Raw genomic sequence first — 24136 nt, 5'->3', positions numbered from 1 at the left:
AAAAATTTGTTAAAAAATATATAATGAGGATAAGTTGATTGGAGTGGAGACTGGGCGACTCCTTGGGGATTAGCAATAGTGGAACGAAGGCTAAAACCATCACATCCTGTGATAACGCCTCCGAGACCAACATTCTGTTGGCCCAAGCGGCTCATCGGACGCGCCCAGTCGGAACGGAAATCAACCACACGATATGGTGAATGCTATATAAATATTTCAAAAAAAAGCTGAACTAATTGTTAGAATTAGTTCAGCTTTTTTTGAGTATTAATCTATTAATTTGTAATTGTCGTAGTTTTTGTAGCTATGATTTTACCGTCTTTATCATATGCTATAAATTCAATTTCATTATTAACTTTGAAGTCCTGCATTGTTTGCACTGTTTTTGTTAGCATGTAGACATTATCACTACGCTTATTCAATTCAAACTGCGCATCTCCACTTAAAGAAGGGAATCGTACATTAACCTTTGCAACATTTGAGCAATTACCATCGATTCTTGCATTCATTGTAATATTGCCTTTGCGTAGAGTTACCGTCGCTTCTTCAAATATGTCTTCAGGATTCACGCAACTTGAAGGCGAAGTTTTACATAAAATTGCATCAATAATTTTTTGGAAAACTTGATGTAATTGTAAGTTATCGATTGCGTGGTAGTAAATACCACCCGTTTCAGCAGCCAATTGCGTTAAAATTGCATCATTGACTTGTGATTTTTTACCTATACTTACAGTGTAAACCTTAACCCCTTTATTTTTCGCTTCGTTTAACACTTTTGTCATCTTAGATTTACTTGTTTTACCATCTGACACGACAATAATAGCTTTTGACGTTTTTGAGTCATTTGAGAATTTAGACAGTGCCATTTCAATACCTGCAAAAATATCTGTGGCACCTTTCTCTTTCGATGCTTTATATAGATCTTTTTTCAATACATTGTCTGTCGTTCCCTCTCCAAGAACAGTAGCTTTTGTATTTGTTTCAATCACAATATTATTTTTTGCCTTAATTTGATTGATGACTTCCATCATTTTCTTACCACGGTAATTTGTTTGGTCAGAAGCTTTCATCGAAGCAGAGTAATCAACTACGTAAGCGACTTCTGTTGCTAAAGAACAAGAATTTTTACTAAAGTAAGGATTTGTAAAAATTTCCTTCGTAAATGTTTTATCCTTTAGATCCTTCAATATTGTTGCATAACGAGGATCTATTTTATTTACTAATGTTGCTTCAGCTTTTGATTTCCCATAAATAACGGAGTCAAAGTACGCAACAGCTGTCCCTGGGCTTCCAGTATTATTTAAGTAATCCGAAGTATTTGTAACAAATGAAGCTGTTTTCTCAACACCATCAAATTTAATTTTTACTGTTCCTTGATAGTCAGTAATAATTTCTCCACCTGGTCTCACTAAAGTAACCATTACTTTAGTGTAACGATCTTTACCAGATGGTCTTGATGCCGCTTCTTCGCTTTCCTTTAATGCTTCCACTCGTTTTTTATAGGCTTCTACTTGACCTAGTAATTTACCACCTTGGTATTTTAATAATACTGTTCGATCATAGTTACTCAAGCTTGTGAAAATAGCATAAATTTTCATGACACTATCATAGTGCTCGAGTGTCAGTTTTTTTTCATCTGGCATATAGCCCATAAGTTGAATAATAGCACCGACTGGGTTAATATTCTCAACCTGTGAGGCAATCGCATCATCAATCCCTTGAATACGATAAATTGGACGCCCATCATCTGAAATCATATACATAATTTCAATCGTATCATTAATTGAATCCTTCAAACGTTTTTCAATAATCTCTTCGAACAACCAAACGGAAATATTATAGTTTTCAAATTGTAAAATGGCATTTTCATAGCCTAATGCAGGGTATTTTTTATCATTGCCACCATATTGTAAATAAATATTTTCAACATTTCCTAGAGCATTTGTTACATTTGTTTGTTGTCCAATACTAAATAGCTTTTCTTCTCTATCAATCCAATGGACGTTCACAATATTTTCTTTAAAGAACTCTGGTAATTTTTCATACGGTACATATGGAGGTGTTACATTTCCATTTTCATCATCCGTATTCGCTGGATCATACACTTGATAATCAATGCGCATTTCCGGCTGAGGTGAGTAACGGACATGTGCATTCAGTTTTTCGCCTACAAGACATTTCATACCAGGATCCGTGTTATTAATAAGCTCAAATGAAATTGTATCACGGACAGATTTTGTTAATTTCGGTGCTATAACAATCGCAGAGACAGTAGAGCCATCTGATTGTACATTTCGAACAGCTTCACCTGATGTGTCAACGATTTTAGCACCATATGATGAAGTTACACGGAATGTATAAGATTTATCATCATGTATTGGATCACCATTACAAGCTTTTAAAGATACTGTAATGAGCGTTGAATCTTGGTCATTTGCGATTAAATCTGGTTTTTCAACATCAATACTTTGTAGAGCATTATTAACATATTCCGGTCCAGTAAAATCGTTATTATTATCCTTTGGCTCTTCAAATTCCGTATTGCTTGAGCCCATGAAGCCTGGAGGTAATGTAATTTTGTCATTATCACGTCCTGCAGCCGTACGTTTTAATCCTAGTACAGCAAAGTTGCCGTTTTGTACACTGCGGTATAATAATTCAGCACTATCTCCTCGAGTTAGCTTTGTAGAAGGTTGGAAATCAGCAAATGTCTTTTTACCAGTATTTCCTGTTGAAATATCGTTCGTGTATAAATATTGAACCGCCTGAGGCTCATCTAAATCTAAACCTCTAAATGCAGCATATATACGTGCAAATTGTCCACGTGTAACAGCTTTTGAACGATTGGCTGTTGTATAGGTACCATTAAACGGTAAATAAAAATCACTATAGAAGTTATAAGCTACACTGTCGTTATATGATAATGCATAGTTTCGATCTAGCTTTGCAAACAAGACAACAAGCTCTTGCTCAGTTAGCTGTGCGTTAGGTGAAAAATTATTAGCGCTATCCAATGTGAATAAATCATTATCGACTGCCCATGAAATAGCTTTGTATTTACTATTAGTAGTTGGTACATCCCTAATTGTCGTAGCAGCCTGAGTCACAGCTGGAGTTGCTGTCATCAGGACTAGCACGATACATAGCAGGGATAGAAATGCTTTTTTAGCATACGTCATTTATTGCTCAGTCCTTTCTTTAATTAAAGAACAATATGTCATCTCGATAGTTTTGTTTTAAGTCACTTTCCAAATAATTTAAAAAACGTTCTAATACTACTGATGCTTCTGCACGCGTTAATGGCTGATTTGGATTAAATCGACCTGTAGGGTCACCAGTCATTAAGCCTAACTCATTGACAATGTAAATACCGTCTCTTGCGTAAACCGGAATTTGAGCATCATCCTTAAACTTTGTTAAATAGCCAGGATCTGGCGCCTTATTCTCAAGCCCTAAAGCACGCACATAAATCGTAGCGGCTTGTGCTCGAGTAATCGGATGATCAGGCTTGAAATACTCTGGTGATACACCTTTAATAATTCCTTTATTAACCGCAGACTCAATATAAGCATAATCTTTTACTGTACGTTTAATATCTTTAAAAATACTTGTAGTAGTTTTGGATTTTTTCGTTTTCGGTTCTGCCATAACACGTAAGTCAACTGCCTTACCAATCGCCGTTGAAAAGTCAATACGCTTCATAGGGGTATTTGGTGAGAAGAAGTTACTTGCATCAGTGTAAATACCTAAAGAATATAATTTTTCAATAGCTTGTTTCGCATAATGATTTGATAAGTCACGGAACTTAGGAATGATTAAACGTTCAATTGTCGGCATGTATTCTGTATCTAAGTCAAGAGTCCCTTTTTGTCCAGAGGCTAAATCATACGTATATTCAGAAATAACATCCTTTTCACTTACTACCGCATACCCACCATCAAAGCTCCCTAAAGTCCCTAGGTTTTCTTCATAGTTTAGTACACGTGATTTACTTGTAGATAAACGATTTTTCACATGGCTTGTCTTACCATCGCTATAATTATAAACAGCTTCGGTAATTTGTGTTTCCGTTGCTCCCCAGAAGTTTTCATAGCCAGCATGACGACTATCCGTATCAATTGTCACAGTATTTTGGACTGCATTTTTTCCAGTTCCAGTTTGATAGGAATACGTTTTTCTCGAAATCACATTACCTGAGAAATAATCAGAGGCTACACGATTGTCCGTTACAGTCCCTTGTGAAAATTGGTAATCAGCTAATGTATAGGTAATTTTCCCAGCAACAATTTTCTCTGTATACTTTTTCACAACACCATTGGATGTTTTTTGCCCAATCGTAGCATAATCTACTACATCTGATTCATAGGCAATATTTCGTGTCAATGTAGCACCGTTACTTGCTGTTAGCTTTAAACTATATGTTTCAGTTAATTTTCCTTTAGATTCTTTTTGCGTAATTTTAATGTCTTTACTAGTGCCTTTAAATATAATAGGTGTTCCTGTAATGAAAACAGCTTCCTCATATGTATATTCATTTTTTACAGCACCCGTTGTTTCTAATGAAGACGCTGATGCATTTTCTGGGATAGTAGCCCCAACAATCAATACAGCAAGAACTACTAACATTATTTTATATAAATGTTTTCGCATTCTTTTTCTGTTCCTCTCTTTCATTCCATGCATATCCGCATCTGGAGCTGTCAATTATTTAAGATAATAAAATAATCAGGTGTGTTGATGTAAGCAAAATGATAAGAAGTCTCCACGACTTTTGGTGATGAACCTAATCAACACACCTAAAAAATTTAAGGTTAAATTTGCTCGCCTTCTACTCCTAGCGCGACAAAGTCTTTCATCATTAGCAAGTACTAAAAAATTCGCTTAAGGCTGAATACCTTCGTCGTAAATATACTCGCAGAAAACTCACAGATATTAATCGACTAATATTAAATGAGCTTTGATAAAACGATCTGATAATACTACTAAACGATCAGAAGGTTTTAAATCAGATGCTTGAATAACTTTACCAGCTTTAATAATTGTTGCTTGGTCAATATTCATATCAATCATTTCACCAGCTTCATACCAACGACCATTTTGCCATTGACTAACGCTCTTCACATTGATTACAGCTGGGAATTTCGATTTAACTGACTGTAGTTTACCTGTTAACATTAATGGTGCAACAGGTTTCGCCTTATTCAGAATATGAAGGGCCTGTACATGTCCATCCTTCACATAGAAGTATCCATATTGACCTTCATATAAATGAAGTTCAATATCAGGAACAACACTGTATGTTTTGTTACCGTCATCTACTATTGCCTTTGTTGAATTACTAACAGATAGTACAGTACGATCTGTTTTCTTGAAGACATTTGACTCGATCTTCATTGCATCATCAATTTCGATTAAATAGCCATCTGCTTGTGATAAACGTCCATAATATAACTCATGACCTGCTAAGTTTGGTGACATAAAACTATCACTTGTTATTTGCACAACTTGGGCATAATGATCACGTGCAGCACCATCCGAAATAACAAAGGCTGTACCATAAGCTAATAGGCCTGTAGGTTCGATTAAACGACCATTTCGAATTAATATCGTTCCATCGTGGAAGTATATTGTACCTGCAGATTTAAGTTTAAATAGTTGATATTTAGAATCTACAGAAAGCATAGGCTCGTAGTAAGTTCGCTCGTTGTTTTTCAATACAACAATCTTTTCAATCACTTCTTTGCCAAATTGTTTAACTGTTGCATAATATGCTTCACTACCAATGTAATTTTTCAACTGATCTTTATTAATTTTTGTGTTTCCAACATATACTGGAACTTTCGATGAAAAATTCATCGTTGATAAAGCCTTTGTTGTATCAGAACCAAACTGCCAATTTATAAAAGCATGTTGATTTTTTACAGTTAATTTATTTGCATTGGCATTAACCGTTTGTATTTCACCTTTATATAGGTTTTCAACTAATGTACCTGTATCACTAATTTCGATTTTTGTGACAATGGATGCATTTTGATTTTTAAGGCTTAGCTTAACACGATCCCCTACATATAATGCGCTAATATCGGCTGCAGAGGAGTTTTTTTGGTAGCTTGTATCTTTATTTATATAGTAAGTCGTTTCTTTTCCAAAATCCGACTTCAACATAATAAATAGTCCATTTGGATCGATACTTGTCACTACCCCGGCAAGTGTTTTCGTATTGTGTGCAACTGTTGGAGATTCTGTTTCCTTTGTAGAATCAGAAGTACCTCGAAGCTCAACAACACTTCGAAGGGAAATGTCCGCTTCTACTTTCATCCCCATCTTAAAGCCTTCGATTGTTGTCTCTGTCTTATTAATATAAAGGCGGGCATTATTATTTATATTGTATGTAACTTGACGACCGCTATCATTTTGCAAAGTAATTTTACTAAGCTTTTTTTCTATTACTCCATTTGAATTTTCATATTCTGAAAATGTTACATCTACAAAAGTTCCAGTCACCATTTGGGTAGCATGTGCTGTTTGATTTGATGAGAACCCGAGAACCGCTAGTAACAAAATCATTAGTATGTATGGAATTTTCTTCAACAATCCCACCTCCTAAAAAAATGTTATTAATTATTATTAAATAGTATATCGTACTATTGGTAGTTTTTACTATCTAAAAAGATACATTTTAGTACTTTTAATTCCTTTTTTAATCTACCGTTAGACACAAAGATAGAGGTAGCTTCCAATTACAAGCTACCTTCCTTCATCAAACTTGAACGTCAATTGTATGTCCAGCTGTTGGATGTGGAGCATCTAACATTTCAACTAATTGTTCTGAATTTTGCTGTTGCATCTCCATAGCCTGTTTCGTTACAGCTAGAGATACATTTTGCATTAATGTTGCTTGATTCATTGCCATTGATAAAGCTGCGATATCCATTAAGTCCACCTCCTATTTAATTTATCGGTCAGTTATTTCATTCATCAAGCAATTCCATCCATTTTAATAAAAAAAACATCTACTGTCCTAAATAATAGACGCAATAGATGTTTTCTTATTACATTTTATTTTCGATAGTACGCCAAGCTTCTTCAAAACCAAGTCCTGTTTCTGAAGAAAAGACAATAATAGGATCATTTTTATCCATGTCTAGCGTTTCTTTCACGATTTTTTTGTGCTTATCCCATTTACCTTTTGGAATTTTATCTGCTTTTGTTGCAATGACAATACAAGGAATATTGTAATGCTTCAAAAAATCATACATCATGCGATCATCAGCTGTAGGTGGATGACGTAAGTCAATAATTTGAACGACTGCCTTTAATTCCTGACGCCCAGTTAAGTAACGCTCAATCATTTTTCCCCATGCTTCACGCTCAGTCTTTGAAACCTTTGCATAACCATAACCCGGAACATCTACGAAAAACAATTGCTCTTCAATCTTGTAAAAATTAAGCGTTTGTGTTTTTCCGGGCTTAGAAGAAATACGTGCTAAAGCTTTACGACCGATCATTCGGTTAATAAATGAGGATTTCCCCACATTTGAACGACCGGCTAGTGCAAATTCTGGCAGTCCATCTTCTGGATATTGGTCTGGTCTTACAGCACTTATGACCATTTCGACGTTATGGACTTTCATTTTCTTAAATACCTCCGTCCAGTGCAATGGCTAATACTTCATCAGCCGATGACACTAGTTTAAATGTTAGTTGTTCGCGTACACTTTCAGGAATATCCTCAATATCTCGCTCATTATCTTTTGGACAAATAATTGTCGTTAAGCCTGCTCGATGCGCACTGAGTGTCTTTTCCTTTAAGCCCCCAATTGGGAGTACACGCCCACGTAAAGTAATTTCACCTGTCATGCCGACCTCACGGCGTATTGGACGGTGTAAAATCGCGGAAACAATTGCGGTTGCCATTGTAATACCTGCGGAAGGACCATCTTTCGGCACTGCTCCTTCAGGAACGTGAATATGAATATCATGTGTTTCAAAATATTCCGCATCCACTTTTAGCTCTTCCATTTTTGAGCGGACATACGATAAGGCGGTTTGAGCTGATTCCTTCATGACATCGCCTAGCTTCCCAGTTAGCTGCAATTTTCCTTTACCAGGTGTTAATGATACCTCAATTTGCAATGTATCACCACCCACAGTTGTATAAGCAAGTCCAGTAGCTACACCGATTTGATTTTCTTCCTCGGCTTGTCCATATCGGAAACGATGTTTACCGAGTAATTCCTCTAACGATTTCGAGCTTACTGTTACTCGTTTTTTCTCACCAGAAACAATGATCTTAGCGATTTTACGACATAGGGTTGCGACTTGACGCTCTAGTCCGCGAACGCCCGCTTCACGAGTATAGTAACGGATGATATCCACTACTGCTTCGTCTTTCATAATAACTTGTGTTTTTTTCAAGCCGTGCTCTTTTAACTGTTTTGGTATTAAATGATTTTTCGTAATTTGCTCTTTTTCAATTTCAGTATAACCAGCAATTGAAATCACTTCCATACGATCTAGTAACGGTCCAGGAATTGTACTTAAATCATTAGCAGTTGCTATAAATAATACATTTGATAAATCATAAGGTTCTTCGATGTAATGATCACTAAATGTATTATTTTGAGCCGGATCTAAAACTTCAAGCATTGCTGCTGCTGGATCTCCCCTGAAGTCATTAGACATTTTATCAATTTCATCTAAAAGGAACACAGGATTAATTGTCCCTGCCTTTTTCATCCCTTGGATAATACGCCCTGGCATTGCACCAACATACGTACGACGATGCCCACGAATTTCTGATTCGTCTCGTACCCCACCTAATGAAATACGTATAAATTTACGATCCAAGCTTTCTGCAATAGATCGTGCTAATGACGTCTTACCTACACCCGGAGGGCCAGCCAAACACAAAATAGGTCCACGTAATGATGCTTTCAATTGACGTACAGCTAAATATTCTAATATACGTTCTTTTACTTTTTCTAATCCATCATGATCACGATTTAAAATATCTTCTGCATGTGCGATATTCATGCGATCTTCTGTCGCATTTGTCCATGGTAGTGCTACAATCCAATCAATATAGTTTCGAATTACGCCACTCTCTGCACTAGCTGCCGGTAGCTTCTCGTAGCGATCCAACTCTTTAAGCACTACTTCTTTCGTGGATTCAGGCATTCCTGTTGCGTCAATACGTTTACGTAATTCAGCGACCTCGCCAGTTTTCCCTTCACGGTCCCCTAGCTCAGTTTGAATAGCTTTCATTTGTTCACGTAAATAATATTCTTTTTGAGTACGCTCCATCGATTGCTTAACTTTTGTATTAATTTTCTTCTCTAGATCAAGTACTTCTTGTTCATCATGCAAACGGATAATTAAATGGTCTAAACGTTTTTTTACACTGAGCATTTCTAATACTTCTTGTTTATCTGCAATCTTGAATGGCAAGTGTGAAGCGATGATGTCCGCTAAACGACCTGGCTCTTCAATGTCTGCCACAGTACTGATGGTTTCGGAAGTAATCTTATTGGAGGCTTTCGCGTATCTTTCAAAATACGTTAACAGCGTCCGCATTAAAGCCTGTGTTTCAATATCCTTATCGATTGTTTCTTCCTTATCATCGATGTCAACAACCGTATATTTTTCTAACGCCCGATAGTTAGACCATGTTGCACGTGCTACACCTTCCACTAAAACACGCAGAGTTCCATTTGGTAATTTAAGCATCTGTTTAACATATGCCATCGTACCAACTGTGTAGAGATCTTGCTCATCAGGCTGTTCATCATGCATTTCTTTTTGTGTTACTAATAATATCAGTTGGTCCTCTAACATCGCTTGTTCTAGCGCCGCTACAGAACGATTTCTACCCACATCAATATGTAACACCATCGACGGGTATACTAAAAGTCCACGTAAAGGCAATAATGGTACATTTGTTGTTTTTTGTATTGTCACCATGCGGGTATTCACCTCCGTCAAAATTTTCTTATTCACTCCCACGCTACTAGTATGTGTCTAAAAAGCTGATTCACACTAGTTAATCAATTGAGCCAAAAATTTCATTTAATTACAGTTGGCTTTATGTATGAATGAATAAAAAGCTGACTGTCGAATGTGCGAATATTACACAATCGAAGTCAGCTAAATTACTCTTTATCTCATAACAATAGACAGCCACGTCTGTTCGTTATGCTGAAGTTTTTGTGTCGCTACCTTCATCGAGTTCAGTGCCATCTTCAAGAAGCAATTTCGGTTTTTCTTTATCCGTAATTGTTTTTGCCGTAATGATACATTTTTTCACGTCTTCACGTGAAGGTAGTTCGTACATTACATCAAGCATTGTTGACTCAATAATTGAACGAAGACCGCGTGCACCTGTTTTTCGCTCAATTGCTTCTTTTGCAATTTCAGAAAGGGCACCTTCATCAAACTCAAGCTCAACACCATCTAATTCAAGCATTTTTTGATATTGCTTAGCTAGTGCATTTTTAGGCTCTGTTAAAATTTGTACAAGCGCAGCCTCGTTTAATTGCTCTAGGCTTGCAAGTACCGGTAATCGACCGATGAACTCTGGAATTAAGCCAAATTTCAATAAATCCTCTGGAATCAGCTTTGCCATAATTGAGCCTTCATCCACATCAATTTTGTTAGGATCTGAACCGAAGCCAATTACTTTTTCACCCTGACGACGTTTAATAATGGATTCTATTCCATCAAACGCTCCACCCACAATAAATAAGATGTTCGTAGTATCGATTTGTAAGAACTCCTGATGAGGATGCTTACGGCCACCTTGTGGTGGGACACTCGCAACTGTACCTTCTAAGATTTTAAGAAGTGCTTGTTGTACACCTTCACCAGATACATCACGTGTAATGGATGGATTTTCAGATTTACGTGCAACTTTATCGATTTCATCAATATAGATGATCCCTTTTTCAGCACGCTCAATATCGTAATCTGCTGATTGAATTAATTTTAATAAGATATTCTCAACGTCCTCACCAACATAGCCAGCTTCAGTTAGTGAAGTAGCGTCTGCAATAGCAAAAGGAACGTTTAATATACGCGCCAATGTTTGGGCCAATAAAGTTTTACCGCTACCAGTTGGGCCGATTAACACAATGTTCGACTTCGCTAATTCTACATCATCAATTTTACTATTTGTATTAATACGTTTGTAGTGATTGTAAACCGCAACTGCTAAAGCTTTTTTAGCACGTTCTTGACCTATTACATACTCATCTAAAATCGTTAAGATTTCTTTCGGTTTTGGAATATCTTGGAATTCAATTTCTTCTTCAACGCCCAGTTCCTCTACAACGATTTCTGAACAAAGTTCGATACATTCATCACAAATATAAACACCAGGACCCGCAACTAGTTTACGTACCTGTTCTTGTGGTTTCCCACAGAATGAGCATTTTAAATTGCCTTTTTCATCATTAAATTTGAACAATATGTTTCACCCCTATTCAAGCAACAATCTTACAAGATTATTGAATCATTATCAAATAAATTGTCTGCATCCATTTACACCACGGCGTTTATGGTTCAAGATTTTTGACACTCATTGTACAAAAAACATGAATATTGCCACAAAGTTTCCATTTCATTAACTTAATAAATTCCAGCTCACCATCATAGCGTGTAGTTTAACAAATGCTATCCACCACTTAGGGCGAGTCCGAATTATACCAATCATACCTTTTATTACCACACGAGTGTAAGTGACTGATTCTTCAGAAAGCTCTAGCGACCAGAGACCTTACGTTTAGCCAATCTACCTGACCTTCTTCAGTTGGTATTGACTCGTGACTTCACGTTTATACTCGGTAGTATAAGTTACAATTTTTTTTAAATCTATTACATTCGCCAGAGGCTTAACTTCATTCAGAAGAGGATGTATTTCGTTGTTCCTCATTTGGAAGAATTGAGACATCAATCAATTAAACCCTATCTCTGCTGAATAAAGTCAAATTTTAGCATCGTGTGATAAGTCAAACAACACTATGTATTAGAGAAATGTAAAGGCTTTGCCTATCCCCTCTTCAAAAAAGCACTTCCTTTTGGAGGATGCTTTTGCGGTGAAAGTAGTCGTAAAACTAAACCTAACGTGGAATCAAGCTACACCTAAACACACAATATGTGATAAAACAAGGCACGGTATAATGCCGTACCTTGTTTTCATTTTTCTATCCAGTTACAAAAAAATCCTATTCAGTAATTTTAGCGTTTTCTACTAAAAATTCAACTGTTTTTTGAATTTTAATGTCGTTTTCAAGAACTGCTGTGCCACCTAAAGCACCAGTAATTTGCTCTTTTGTCATGTTAAATTGAGCAGTCATTTTTTCTAATTCTGCTTCGATATCAGCTTCAGTAGCTTCAACTTTTTCAGCTTCTGCAATTGCTTCAAGAGTTAAAGATACACGTACACGGCTTTCTGCTTCTTCTTTCATTTGTCCGCGTAAATCTTCTTCTGATTGACCTGAGAATTGATAGTAAAGGTCTAAGTTCATACCTTGCATTTGTAAACGTTGACCAAATTCTTGTAACATACGATCAGTTTCAGAGTTAATCATACCAGCAGGTACTTCAAAATCAGCATTTCCAGCTGCTTTTTCAACTAATTCGTCACGAAGTGCTGCATTTGATTCAGCTAGTTTTTGTTCTGCAGTTTGCTCTTTGATTTTAGCGCGTAAAGCTTCAACACCCTCAACTTCTGGGTCTAATTCTTTAGCGAATTCATCGTTTAGTTCTGGAAGAACTTTTGTTTTAACTTCTTTTACTGTTACTTTGAAAGTAGCTTCTTTACCAGCTAATTCAGCTGCATGGTATTCTTCTGGGAAAGTTACAACTACATCTTTAGATTCGCCAGTTTTAATACCTACAATTTGCTCTTCGAAGCCAGGGATGAATGAACCTGAACCAATTTCTAGTGGGTAGTCTTCACCTTTGCCACCTTCAAACGCTTCTTCACCTACGAAACCTTCAAAGTCGATAACAGCTGTATCGCCTTCTACGATTGCTTCGTCTTCTTTAATTTCTAGCTCTGCTTTACGAGCTAATTGTTCTTGAATTTGTGTTTCTACTTCTTCATCAGTAACTTCTACTGGAAGTTTCGTAACTTCTAAACCTTTGTACTCACCAAGTTTTGGCTCTGGTTTCACTGTTACTTGAGCAGTAAATGTGAAATCTTTACCATGTGCGAAGTTTTCTGTACCAGAAATTTCTGGGTAATCTACTGGCATAATACCAGCTTCATCGATAGCTTTTGAATAAGATTCAGGAACGATGATTTCTAATGCATCTTGGTATAAAGATTCGATACCAAAGCGTTGTTCAAACATATTACGAGGCATTTTTCCTTTACGGAAACCTGGTACGTTAATTTGTTTTACAACTTTTTTGAACGCTTGGTCCATTGCTGCGTCTACTTCTGCAGCAGGTACTTCAATTGTAAGAGTACCGATATTACCTTCTTGTTTTTCCCATTTTGCTGACATGTATAAATACCTCCAAATAAATAATCAAGTTTATTGTTAGACAATTCATTCGTAACTACGATTTTGACAACCATTTTAGTATAACATAGATGCGTATAGTTTCAACTTATTTCACACTTCATGTAGTTCCGTCATTTTTTCTAACATTTGTAAAAAGTCAATGATTTCATAGTTCATTTCCTGTACTTTTCCGAGCATAGATTGTACAAAGTCAATATAACTATAGGCAATATCATCAGCTTCATACTGGTGCCATTCAAACGGATATGTCACAATGGCATGCTTCGCCATTAAGTATTGTACCATTTCCAACGTCGATGGGTCTTGCTCTAATTTATTTTCGATTATTTTTTTTACTTCCCTATACTGAGGCAACTGATTTGGCAAGACTAAATTGATAGGGTTAATAATCTTTGTTCCATTAAATTTTGAGACCGTAATCTCAATTGACACTTCTTGTTCCACTAATAGAATTAATGCTAAACTCTGAACAAATGGATGGATTGTAGGAGATTCAATAATATCTTTCAATGCTGTCTTTAATTGCCTTACATTCGTCTCCATTAAACGATGCAGTCGAATAGATTGTTCATTTGCCGTTAAGGTACTAAATTCCGAAAGTTCATATTCTTGCTCTTCTAACAATCGTTTTGCATCCTCTTTTTTTTGGAGATTCATTGCAACATCTTGATTCAAGCTTCTTAAGCGTTCAAATTTCTCAAGCCGATCTTCCGGAAGTACATTTTCTTCTATTAATGTCGAAATTAACGACTCTACTTGGTGGTATTCCTTTAATTGCATACATACAGTAACATACAGCTCCATTACTTCCACATATAAAGTCGTACCCATAGCAAATAATTGCTCACAAACATTTTTAACCTTATCGTATGCTTTTAATTCATATAAAGCATACGCGTAAGCACTTAATGCCATTTCGTCTCCATCTTCATATAAAAATGCTTTTTCAAAGCTCGCCACTGCCTCTTCATATTGATAATTTTCCGCATACATATGTCCTTCACGTATTAATGTCTGAACAGCACCAGGAAAAACAACAATATTGTCATGTTTTATAACATGTCGTTTTCGCTTTGTCATTTTTCTCACCTCTTTACGACTATTTTACTTATTAGTTTCTATATGAATCATCACACTATCATGGAGTTGATTTACGAATCTGACCGAGGGCTTTACGAAGAGTTGCGATAAGCTACTGGGGGTTAGTCACAAAAGCGTTATTACTGAACTTTGTGCGTTCCTCTATTGATTCCCACCAGGGTCTCATCTGTAATGCTCCCCTCATTTACTCCAATTCAATCTTATTAAACAGTATACGTTTTAACATATATCATTTTTAACATTCAACGATGACAATATAAATTTACTCCCTGCTTATTTTAAAAAAATCATTGCTTTAGCATTACATATTTTGTAATAAATTGTATTATAATTAATAATATCTTTCATTTATTACTATTTACAGGCATTCAGCTTTCAGCAAACTACAGACAAAAACATGTGCTGCTGACGCTTCGCTTTCGCACAAAAAACATCTGTTGCTGACGCTTCGCTTTCGCACAAAAAACATCTGCTGGAATGCACAAAGCTGATTCCTGACGCAATTATGCCGTAGCATAATTGATGGCAAAAGTTCTTCACAAGGAGTGGAATACATGCAATTAATAGATACAGTTAGTGAATTCGGTAGTAGCATCTCTCCTATGTTTGAGGCACTACCAATTAAAGTTGTTTCGTTTTCTACAGCGGACAATCCTTATCAGAAGGATTACCCGATCGAATTTGAAATACTCACACGGACAAAGATTGATTTATACACGCAAGAAGCAAATACACATATTATAAGTATCCAAGGTTACATTCCTGGCTCCATTTCAATCGGGCACCAACATGAGTCACTTTTTATTATTCCCCAAAGTGTACACATTGAATGCAACTATAAACTTCTAAGTATCGACCAAAAAGATATGCAACGAATCTTACAGCACGCCGAACCGAATCATCATTATAGCGAATGGCTAATCGAAACCATTAAAAATGCAAATATTCTTGTTGAATTAAAAACCAACCAAAATACTTATACTGAATGGCCGCTCGGTATAAAGTCAGCCCTTATATCATGACTAAGATGAGACATACTTAAATAGGTATGTCTTTTTTATGTGCTCCTTGAATAAGTCTTTCCCTTTTTGTTGCTTGTCTATCATATCAACTTTTTGTTGTTTCTGGAATTCCCATTGCCAATATACTTCTATATCACTAGAAAACTTTACAAATCAACAAATTCATCGTTGAAGCGTTATAATAAAAAGACCTAGCTCCATATAAGCATTTTTACTATGTTCAACTAACACTTCGAAAAGAATGCTCTTATAGAGAATTAACTTAACCTCGGGGGAATTACATATGGATATTAAAAATACATTACAATCATTCTCAACCATGACATCTTCAGAACGACAAGAATTTATGATACAAAATGGCGAATGGTTGTTACAAGAAATGTTAACTCACATTGGTTCACCAGATGCTGAATTACGAGACAAATTAATTTATCGAACTTTTATTGATCTACTTAGCGACAATTTACTGAGCAATGAACAGCTACAATACTTATTTGATACTGTAATAAGCGATGATTATTTATTTTTAAACATAGGTGAAGAAATGACAGATAGTGTCTTCACTCGCTCGTTTTCTGCTTTACTTGTTGCAGGTATTCTCGTAAAAGATGCTGAACTACTAATTTTAAGTGATGAGCGTTTACAAATTTTCTTTAAAAAGATCGGTCGCTATTTATTATTGGAAAAAGATACGCGAGGACATGTTCAAGATAAAGGTTGGGCGCATAGCATTGCACATGGTGCAGATTTAGCGGCTATGACAATTAAACACCCCAAATTTGATTTACAACATGCGCCTTTAATCTTGCATGCTTTGAAACTTGTTACTTGGAAAGATACTGTTTTTGTCAACGACGAGGAGGAACGCTTAGTTACTATTATTGAAGCGTTACTAGCTCGTGACTACTCTGAGGAAGCATTAATAGAATTTGCCGAACAAGTATTTGATAAATTTGAACTGCATTTAATGACTCAAGGTTATAACGAAGCCTTTTTCAGTGGACGTACATGTACATTAAATTTAATGAAAACATTGTATTTTGCTTTAAAGATGCATAACCTAGCCCCAAAACTTCAAAATACTATATATGGCCAAGTCGCAAAATGGCTAAAACTAGGCGCATAAAATGTCTGGCGTAATTAGACGAACTTAAGCGAATTTCACTTTCTTTCTGCTTCATACATTTAATTTCGTTCCCATACCAAATTTAGCAAACTAAGAATCTCCTTAGTTTGCATTTTTTACTTTTTAAGTAAAATATCAAAAACCCAATAAACGGAAGTACATAATTATATTAACATAATTTATATTCGTTTCCGAAATACTCCTTTCCAATCATCCCTTACATTGAAAGTTTATCCTGATATATCCACATCTCTACTTTTTGTTTACTCATATTTTTTTAAAACGCAACAATAAAGCATTCAACAACCTAATTTAACAGCGATTTTATTACAAAATGAAGTCTAAAATGTGAAATGACATTTTCACAAAAAAAACTATTTACTTAGTTAAGGATAAGAAACTCAGTGTTTTCAACGTTTAAACAGTGTTTATTATATTAAACACAAAAATACTAATATTGAAATAACGATTTTCGTTCAAAGAATGTTCATATTTATCCCCAGTTTACTATTAAAAATATAAAAAAATAATTTTTTTTCTTTCAAACGGGGCGTATAATCCTATATGCAAACAACGACATTTGTGTCGATCGATTATGACACATTGTTTAAAAATCGATTACACAGATTAATGACTTTGCGAACGCTTGCATTAGACCAATCAAATACTACATTCAATGTTTCATAGTGAACCATGCCATTGTAAGTATTTCTGATTATTTGATTGGTACAACAATTAAAAGAGGTGACCGTATTACCCACTATTTATAAATTCGAATCTATATATAAACATATGAAATTTATGAATAGCCGTTTTATAGAAAGGAGTCAAACATGAAGAAAAAGTTAAGCTTAATGTTTGTTGCATTTAGTGCGCTAGCAATTCTTGCTGGCTGTGAACCCCTAACAGTTTTTGATCCTAAAGGGCCAAATGCCAAAACATTATCAGACACAATTATTTTATCCATTATTACAATGGCCTTTATATTACTAGTCGTGTATGTGCTTTTAGCATTTATGCTAACTAAATATCGTGCTTCAAAAGCATCTGCCGATTATGAGCCTCCTCACGAAGAGGGTAGTCATCTACTTGAAATAATATGGACAGTTATCCCTATTATCATAGTGGCATTCTTGGCAGTTGTTACTGTAAGAACAACAAGTACTGTCGAGACAACACCAGAAGGTTATGACAATAAAGAGCCACTTGTTATTTACGCATCATCTTCTAACTGGAAGTGGCATTTTAGCTATCCAGAGCAAGGTGTTGAAACTGTAAACTATGTAAATATTCCAACTGACCGTCCAATCGAGTTCAAACTTTACTCTTTCGGACCAATCACAAGTTTCTGGATTCCACAATTAGCTGGTCAAAAATACGCGATGAGTGACATGTTAACAACTATTCACCTTGCTGCAGATGAGGTTGGTTCATTCATGGGCCGTAACTCTAACTTTAACGGTCGCGGTTTTGCTGAAATGGAATTTGAAGCGCAATCTATGACACAAGCAGACTTCGACGATTGGGTTTCTAAAGTAAAAGCAAACGAAAAACCATTAACAGAAGAAAAATTTGATGAACTATTAAAAGCAGAACACGTTGGTCGTTCAAGCTATTCATCTACACACTTAGAATTTAGACCTGCTCCAATGGAACACAGTGAACACATGAAAATGGGCGGCATGGATCATAGTGATATGGACATGTCCGAAAAAGAAATGGATCACTCTAAAATGGATCATGGGAATCATTCTGATTCAGAGAAAAATTCTGAAGAAACACATTCACATTAATTTTATTTTCACACCTGAAAGGAGCGCATCCAATGAGCATGGAAGAAGTATTCCATCCTATGCAAGAACCGATGATTTTAGCGGCAGCTATTAGTATCGTAGTTGGAGCAGTGGTTATCGTAGCTGGCCTTACATATTTCAAAAAATGGGGCTATTTCTACAAAAACTGGCTATCAACTGTTGACCATAAAAAAATCGGTATTATGTATATCGCTACAGCACTTTTGATGCTAATGCGCGGCGGTATCGATGCACTATTAATGCGTGCACAAACGGCAGTTCCTGATAATGGACTTCTTGATGCACAACACTATAATGAGATTTTCACAACACACGGTTTATTAATGATTTTATTCATGGCTATGCCATTCGTAATTGGTTTAATGAACATTGTTATCCCACTGCAAATTGGTGCACGTGACGTTGCCTTCCCACGTCTGAATGCAGTCAGCTTCTGGTTATTTGCAGCTGGTTGTGGTTTATTAAACCTATCATTTATCATTGGTGGTTCACCTGATGCTGGTTGGACAGCTTACTTCCCATTAGCTGGGACAGAATTTAGTCCAACTGTTGGGAACAACTACTATTCTTTAGCTTTACAATTATCAGGGATTGGTACGTTAATGACTGGTGTTAACTTCATCGCAACAATCATTAAAATGCGTGCACCTGGTATGACATTAATGAAAATGCCAATGTTCACTTGGTCAATTTTAATTACAAACATTATTATCGTATTTGCATTCCCAGTATTAACTGTAGCACTTGCATTAATGATGCTTGACCGTCAATTCGGTACACAATTCTTTGCAATGCAAAATGGTGGTATGGATATGCTTTGGGCCAACCTATTCTGGGTTTGGGGACATCCTGAGGTTTATATCGTTATCCTACCTGCTTTCGGTATCTTCTCTGAAATCATTGCGACATTTGCACGTAAAAACTTATACGGCTATAAATCAATGGTTATGAGTATGGTCGTTATTTCGTTACTATCATTCTTAGTATGGGCCCACCACTTCTATACAATGGGTCACGGTGTAATGGTAAACAGCGTATTCTCTATTACAACAATGGCAATCGCTGTTCCGACAGGGGTTAAAATATTTAACTGGTTGCTCACAATGAGACACGGTAAAATTCAATTTACAACTCCTATGCTTTATGCTCTTGGCTTTATTCCTATCTTCACAATTGGTGGGGTTACAGGGGTAATGCTTGCAATGGCAAGTGCTGACTATCAATATCATAATACGATGTTCTTAGTTGCCCACTTCCACTATGTATTAATTCCAGGTACAGTATTCGGTGTACTTGCAGGTTACCACTACTGGTGGCCAAAAATGTTCGGTTTCCGTTTAAATGAAAAACTAGGTAAAGCTGCTTTCTGGTTTATCGCAGTATGCTTTAACGTAACATTCTTCCCTCTATTCATTTTAGGTTTAGATGGTTACGCTCGTCGTATGTACACTTACTCTGAGTCAACTGGCTACGGTCCATTGAACATGCTATCGTTCATCGGTGGTATTGGTCTTGCTGTCGGCTTTGCGTTAATCGTATATAACATTTACTACAGCTGGAAACATATGCCACGTAATGAAAAAGCAGATGTTTGGGATGGTCGTACGTTAGAATGGGCTACTCATTCTCCAGTTCCAGAATATAACTTTGCAGTAGTTCCAACTGTTACACGTTTAGATGAATACTGGTTCGCGAAAAAAGAAGGTCGCGATATTACAGCCGGTAAAATTGAAAAAATTCACATGCCTAACAACACTGGCACACCATTCTGGATGAGCGGATTCTTCTTCCTTGCAGCATTCTTCGCTGTATTCAATCTATGGGTTCCAGCAATCATTAGTATGATTGGTGTATTTGGCTTTATGATTCATCGTTCATTCGAAAAGGATCATGGTCGATACATTTCAGTTGAAGAAGTTATGGCAACTGAAAAAAGCTTGAGAGGTGATAAATAATATGAAAATCGATTCTTCACTTCCATTAGAATATAGTACAGAAGAAAATCGCCTGAAAATTTTCGGTTTCTGGATTTTCCTTGGTGCCGAAATCGTATTATTCGCCACACTATTTACAGTGTATTTCACACTTCAAACACGTACAGGTAGTGGCCCAAATGGCGCTGAGATTTTCGAATTAACACCAGTCTTATGGGAAACATTCTTATTATTAACAAGTAGTTTCACAATTGGTCTTGGTGTTCATGCAATGCGTATTGGCAATAAAAAAGCGATGATGGCATTTTTCATCATCACACTTCTATTAGGTCTTGGCTTCTTAGGCATTGAGATTGATGAATTTGTCACATATGTTGAAGAAGGTGCGACTATTCAAACAAGCGCATTCTTATCGGCATTAATGACTTTACTTGGTACGCACGGTCTCCACGTAACATTCGGTTTCTTCTGGGGCGTTGCAATTTTAATCCAAGTAGCTAGCCGTGGTTTAAACCCACAAACAGCTAACAAAGCGTTTATCTTCTCACTGTACTGGCACTTCCTAGACGTTGTTTGGATTTTCATCTTCAGCTTCGTCTACTTGAAAGGACTGATTAGCTGATGAAGGATTTATTCCCAAAACAACACGTGATGGGCTTCGGCTTCTCACTATTACTAACACTTGTAGCTTTAGCTGTTATTAAATTCGATATGTCTTATAACATGGCATTTGGTGTTTTACTAGTAACTGCTCTTGCACAAGCAACTGTACAATTAGTATTATTCATGCACATCGGTGAATCTGAAGACAAGAAAACGTTATATACAACGATTTTATATTCAGTATTCGTAGGTGTTGTCACAATCATTGGTACATTATTCGCAATGATCTGGGGCTATAATTGATAAACAGAGCCGAGAAAATGGTGTCATTTTCTCGGCTCTTTCTTTTTGTAAATATATTTTTCAACACTGGAAGACCAGCCCTATTTAAAAATACCACCCCTTCTAATATCGAACAACACTCTCCCTGTACATACTTATTTCTGTCTTATAAAAGCTACCAGCTGTAATGCTCCCTTACTACAACGTAAAATCATTAGAATCCTCCAAAAACTAATCAACTAGTGATAGTTTATTACCTTACCCCATTGGCTTATCACCAAATTCGTGGATGTCATTTCTTAAAACACATGACATGTTGATTGAAGTGAAGATTGAGCGACTCCTTCGGGATCAGCATCACACAGATAAGACCCTGCAGCGAACGAAGGTTTAGAGCATCAGGTCCTGTGCTAATGCTCTCATGACCAACATCTTCTTGTTGTCGCTACACTTCGCGCAAAAAACATCTATTATTGCCGCTACATTGCACTGATTTTCACAAATAAAACGTTTCTTGCCCGATGTTCGGAGGAAAGCGCCCAGCCAGAACGGAAATCAACCATGCGTTATGATGATGAGCTATACCATTGCGATATTTTACAATGCCAACAATAAATTTATTGATCGTCTCTTAATATTCATGAACTACTTTTCTTGAGACTTATCATAAGCATGGAGGCTTATAAATAAAGTTATGGGTTGGGCATTTACTATTATTTTACTATCAGACTAGTATTTTTTAGTAAAAAAAGAAATTTTTCCTATAATAGTTATGTATACTAGTAGATAATGTTTTCCCCAAGAATAGGAGATGAAAGTAATGAACAAAATTTTTAAAGTTTTGAGTGTTGGAGCATTGGCACTGACACTAGCAGCTTGTAACAGTAGCGCTACCCCAACGAAAGGTACTACTAAAACCAGTGACCTTACTTTAGAGCAAGTATTTGACAAAACAATGAAGCGTCTAGCAGACATTAAAAGTTCGAGTGCAAAAATGGATGTTACTCAAGAGGCAAAAATGGGGTCAGGTGAAAAAGCAAAGGAATTTACTAGTGATACCAAAATAGCGGTAGATTTAGTTTACGAACCACTTGGTACACACTTCTCACTTACAACAACATCCCCAGATACGCCAAGCGAAGAAGCGTCAGTTGAAATATACATGGAGCAGGATCAAGGTATTTTCGTAAAAGACGAAACGACTGGCAAATGGTTAAAGTTACCAGACGATAATTTCGATTCGATTTTAAAGGAAACTACATCATCTTCAAACGCGAAGGAAACATTAGAACAACTTAAAAAGTATGTAAGTGATTTCAAATTCGAGCAAACAGATGATGCATATGTCTTAACTTTAAATGCAAAGGACAATAAATTTAAAGAACTTATCGATTCTCAAATAAAAAAATCGATGAAAGGTATTAACCTTCAAGAAAATCCTCTTGATAACTTAATGATTAATAAAATGAACTACGTGCTATATATTGATAAAGAAACTTTTGATACAAATAAAATAGAAGTGGATATGGATTTGAAAATAAAAGTGGCCGATGAAGAATTATCTTCGAAAAGTAAGTCAGTTGTAACATACACTGATTTCAATAGCCTAAAAACAATCGATATTCCAAAAGAAATTATCGATAACGCACAAACTGTTGCACAGTAAAAAATACAAAAAAAGGAATCTGATACTTTAACGCAGGTTCCTTTTACTTTGGGTACTACTTCAATTAGATCATTTTTGCAAATTTAGTAGCTTAAAATCTATTAAAGAAGGCCATTACGATTTAAAACATATTACGAACAAAATCGCTGTCATTATGGATTTAAGAGAATTAACAATCAATATGTAAAACTTGCATTTAGAAACTGAAGGCTAAAAATCGTTCCCATGCTATTAGCTTACTTTATCAGCAAGGCATTATTTTATAAAATAAATGAAGGGGATTTCCCTCTCCCCTTCGTTGTAAAGTTTATTAAACCATTCTATTTGTACTCTGTTCTTTACATTTTAAACGACCATTAAGTGACCAATTCGGCCACATCCTTAAAACCTACTCAAATGGTCACGCTTAAGGATTTCTTTTATCAACTAAACATATACGCTTTACAAATTTAATTACTTCATTGACATGCTTTAGCCTCTATAGCGTAATGAAGTAATCCTTCAAAATCCTTCAACTCCGGATTAAGATTTATATACGTATATTCATAGTTCATTCCTAATTTAGCCACAATTCGTAAAGAAGCCGCGTTTTCAGGGTGAACGACTGCAATAACCTTAAGTAAACCAATCTTATTAAACGCATAATTTAGTAAAGCTTGTGCAGCCTCATACGCAATTCCTTGCCCTCTATAAGCTTTCGAAATACCATAATATATTTCGACCTCAGTTTCTTTTACATCATCTGGACCAAGGCCGCAGTAGCCAATTAACGTTTGTCTTTCTCTATCTACTATGGCTAGATTCAATTTATGTATTTTGGAAAGCGTATTTTTTTTGTTGCATTGAATGGACCACTCTATTATCCGCTGAACATCACCTCGACTAGGTACATCCTCTGGGATAAATTGATAAAAATCAGGCTCAGAAACGACTGCATACAATTCATCCAAATCCGTTAAAGCATATGGGCGAATGATTAGCCTCTCGGTTTCAATATGTAGATTTAAAAACATATTGTTTACTCCTTCAATTGAATTGAAATGAATAAATCTTCAT

General features: G+C 36.0%; 17 protein-coding genes. 7 read left to right on the top strand and 10 right to left on the bottom strand.

The window, feature by feature from the left end:
• Positions 1-275 precede the first annotated feature (275 nt).
• From B1B04_RS19910 to B1B04_RS19870, 9 genes are all read right to left on the bottom strand, one after another.
• Complete coding sequence (locus tag B1B04_RS19910) at positions 276-3179, bottom strand: VWA domain-containing protein (RefSeq protein ID WP_079563119.1); 2904 nt, start codon at positions 3177-3179, stop codon at positions 276-278.
• 19 nt (positions 3180-3198) lie between these two features.
• Positions 3199-4650, bottom strand: coding sequence for an S-layer homology domain-containing protein (locus B1B04_RS19905; protein WP_079563118.1), 1452 nt, complete (start codon positions 4648-4650; stop codon positions 3199-3201).
• Positions 4651-4932: 282 nt separating this feature from the next.
• Positions 4933-6600: a hypothetical protein gene (locus B1B04_RS19900; RefSeq protein ID WP_240518351.1), complete on the bottom strand. Its 1668-nt coding sequence runs from the start codon at positions 6598-6600 to the stop codon at positions 4933-4935.
• A 160-nt stretch (positions 6601-6760) separates the two neighbouring features.
• Positions 6761-6934, bottom strand: a complete 174-nt coding sequence (locus B1B04_RS19895; RefSeq protein ID WP_079563116.1) for a YjfB family protein — start codon at positions 6932-6934, stop codon at positions 6761-6763.
• A gap of 118 nt (positions 6935-7052) precedes the next feature.
• The gene (gene yihA / locus B1B04_RS19890; RefSeq protein ID WP_079563115.1) at positions 7053-7634 is read right to left on the bottom strand and encodes a ribosome biogenesis GTP-binding protein YihA/YsxC; all 582 of its coding nucleotides are present in this window, start codon (positions 7632-7634) and stop codon (positions 7053-7055) included.
• Between the two features lie 4 nt (positions 7635-7638).
• On the bottom strand, positions 7639-9963 hold the full coding sequence (lon, locus tag B1B04_RS19885) for an endopeptidase La (RefSeq protein WP_079563114.1): 2325 nt from the start codon (positions 9961-9963) through the stop codon (positions 7639-7641).
• Positions 9964-10192: 229 nt separating this feature from the next.
• Positions 10193-11464 (bottom strand): ATP-dependent protease ATP-binding subunit ClpX, encoded by a 1272-nt coding sequence (gene clpX, locus B1B04_RS19880; protein WP_079563113.1) that lies wholly within the window; start codon positions 11462-11464, stop codon positions 10193-10195.
• Positions 11465-12221: 757 nt separating this feature from the next.
• Positions 12222-13511 carry a trigger factor gene (gene tig, locus B1B04_RS19875; RefSeq protein WP_079563112.1) on the bottom strand — a complete coding sequence of 430 codons (1290 nt, stop codon included), beginning with the start codon at positions 13509-13511 and terminating at the stop codon, positions 12222-12224.
• A gap of 111 nt (positions 13512-13622) precedes the next feature.
• Positions 13623-14612 carry a hypothetical protein gene (locus B1B04_RS19870; RefSeq protein ID WP_079563111.1) on the bottom strand — a complete coding sequence of 330 codons (990 nt, stop codon included), beginning with the start codon at positions 14610-14612 and terminating at the stop codon, positions 13623-13625.
• A 575-nt stretch (positions 14613-15187) separates the two neighbouring features.
• On the opposite strand from B1B04_RS19870, the gene B1B04_RS19865 reads away from it, so the two are divergent.
• From B1B04_RS19865 to B1B04_RS19835, 7 genes are all read left to right on the top strand, one after another.
• Positions 15188-15655 (top strand): hypothetical protein, encoded by a 468-nt coding sequence (locus tag B1B04_RS19865; RefSeq protein WP_079563110.1) that lies wholly within the window; start codon positions 15188-15190, stop codon positions 15653-15655.
• A gap of 283 nt (positions 15656-15938) precedes the next feature.
• The gene (locus B1B04_RS19860) at positions 15939-16781 is read left to right on the top strand and encodes a DUF2785 domain-containing protein (RefSeq protein ID WP_079563109.1); all 843 of its coding nucleotides are present in this window, start codon (positions 15939-15941) and stop codon (positions 16779-16781) included.
• A gap of 833 nt (positions 16782-17614) precedes the next feature.
• On the top strand, positions 17615-18574 hold the full coding sequence (qoxA, locus tag B1B04_RS19855) for a cytochrome aa3 quinol oxidase subunit II (RefSeq protein WP_079563108.1): 960 nt from the start codon (positions 17615-17617) through the stop codon (positions 18572-18574).
• Positions 18575-18606: 32 nt separating this feature from the next.
• Positions 18607-20550, top strand: coding sequence for a cytochrome aa3 quinol oxidase subunit I (qoxB, locus tag B1B04_RS19850; RefSeq protein WP_079563107.1), 1944 nt, complete (start codon positions 18607-18609; stop codon positions 20548-20550).
• 1 nt (position 20551) lies between these two features.
• Positions 20552-21151: a cytochrome aa3 quinol oxidase subunit III gene (gene qoxC / locus B1B04_RS19845; protein ID WP_079563106.1), complete on the top strand. Its 600-nt coding sequence runs from the start codon at positions 20552-20554 to the stop codon at positions 21149-21151.
• The gene (gene qoxD, locus B1B04_RS19840) at positions 21151-21435 is read left to right on the top strand and encodes a cytochrome aa3 quinol oxidase subunit IV (protein ID WP_079563105.1); all 285 of its coding nucleotides are present in this window, start codon (positions 21151-21153) and stop codon (positions 21433-21435) included. The genes qoxC and qoxD overlap by 1 nt, the downstream gene beginning before the upstream one ends.
• Before the next feature lie 799 nt (positions 21436-22234).
• Positions 22235-23080, top strand: a complete 846-nt coding sequence (locus B1B04_RS19835; protein ID WP_079563104.1) for a DUF6612 family protein — start codon at positions 22235-22237, stop codon at positions 23078-23080.
• Positions 23081-23538: 458 nt separating this feature from the next.
• Here the strand turns inward: B1B04_RS19835 and B1B04_RS19830 are convergent, their stop codons facing one another.
• The gene (locus tag B1B04_RS19830) at positions 23539-24093 is read right to left on the bottom strand and encodes a GNAT family N-acetyltransferase (protein WP_079563103.1); all 555 of its coding nucleotides are present in this window, start codon (positions 24091-24093) and stop codon (positions 23539-23541) included.
• Between the last annotated feature and the right edge of the window lie 43 nt (positions 24094-24136).

The organism is Lysinibacillus sp. KCTC 33748, assembly GCF_002237755.1.
Classification (GTDB): Bacteria; Bacillota; Bacilli; order Bacillales_A; family Planococcaceae; genus Lysinibacillus.
Note: the sequence above shows the minus strand (reverse complement) of the source record. Positions and strands in the feature narration are given on the sequence as shown.

Bases quoted from the DNA above. Each gene is read 5' to 3' on its own strand.
- lon (WP_079563114.1), bottom strand. From the start codon at position 9,963: ATGGTGACAATACAAAAAACAACAAATGTACCATTATTGCCTTTACGT.
- B1B04_RS19865 (WP_079563110.1), top strand. From the start codon at position 15,188: ATGCAATTAATAGATACAGTTAGTGAATTCGGTAGTAGCATCTCTCCT.
- yihA (WP_079563115.1), bottom strand. From the start codon at position 7,634: ATGAAAGTCCATAACGTCGAAATGGTCATAAGTGCTGTAAGACCAGAC.
- B1B04_RS19905 (WP_079563118.1), bottom strand. From the start codon at position 4,650: ATGCGAAAACATTTATATAAAATAATGTTAGTAGTTCTTGCTGTATTG.
- qoxC (WP_079563106.1), top strand. From the start codon at position 20,552: ATGAAAATCGATTCTTCACTTCCATTAGAATATAGTACAGAAGAAAAT.
- qoxB (WP_079563107.1), top strand. From the start codon at position 18,607: ATGAGCATGGAAGAAGTATTCCATCCTATGCAAGAACCGATGATTTTA.
- tig (WP_079563112.1), bottom strand. From the start codon at position 13,511: ATGTCAGCAAAATGGGAAAAACAAGAAGGTAATATCGGTACTCTTACA.
- qoxD (WP_079563105.1), top strand. From the start codon at position 21,151: ATGAAGGATTTATTCCCAAAACAACACGTGATGGGCTTCGGCTTCTCA.
- B1B04_RS19895 (WP_079563116.1), bottom strand. From the start codon at position 6,934: ATGGATATCGCAGCTTTATCAATGGCAATGAATCAAGCAACATTAATG.
- qoxA (WP_079563108.1), top strand. From the start codon at position 17,615: ATGAAGAAAAAGTTAAGCTTAATGTTTGTTGCATTTAGTGCGCTAGCA.
- B1B04_RS19870 (WP_079563111.1), bottom strand. From the start codon at position 14,612: ATGACAAAGCGAAAACGACATGTTATAAAACATGACAATATTGTTGTT.
- B1B04_RS19835 (WP_079563104.1), top strand. From the start codon at position 22,235: ATGAACAAAATTTTTAAAGTTTTGAGTGTTGGAGCATTGGCACTGACA.
- B1B04_RS19860 (WP_079563109.1), top strand. From the start codon at position 15,939: ATGGATATTAAAAATACATTACAATCATTCTCAACCATGACATCTTCA.
- B1B04_RS19910 (WP_079563119.1), bottom strand. From the start codon at position 3,179: ATGACGTATGCTAAAAAAGCATTTCTATCCCTGCTATGTATCGTGCTA.
- B1B04_RS19830 (WP_079563103.1), bottom strand. From the start codon at position 24,093: ATGTTTTTAAATCTACATATTGAAACCGAGAGGCTAATCATTCGCCCA.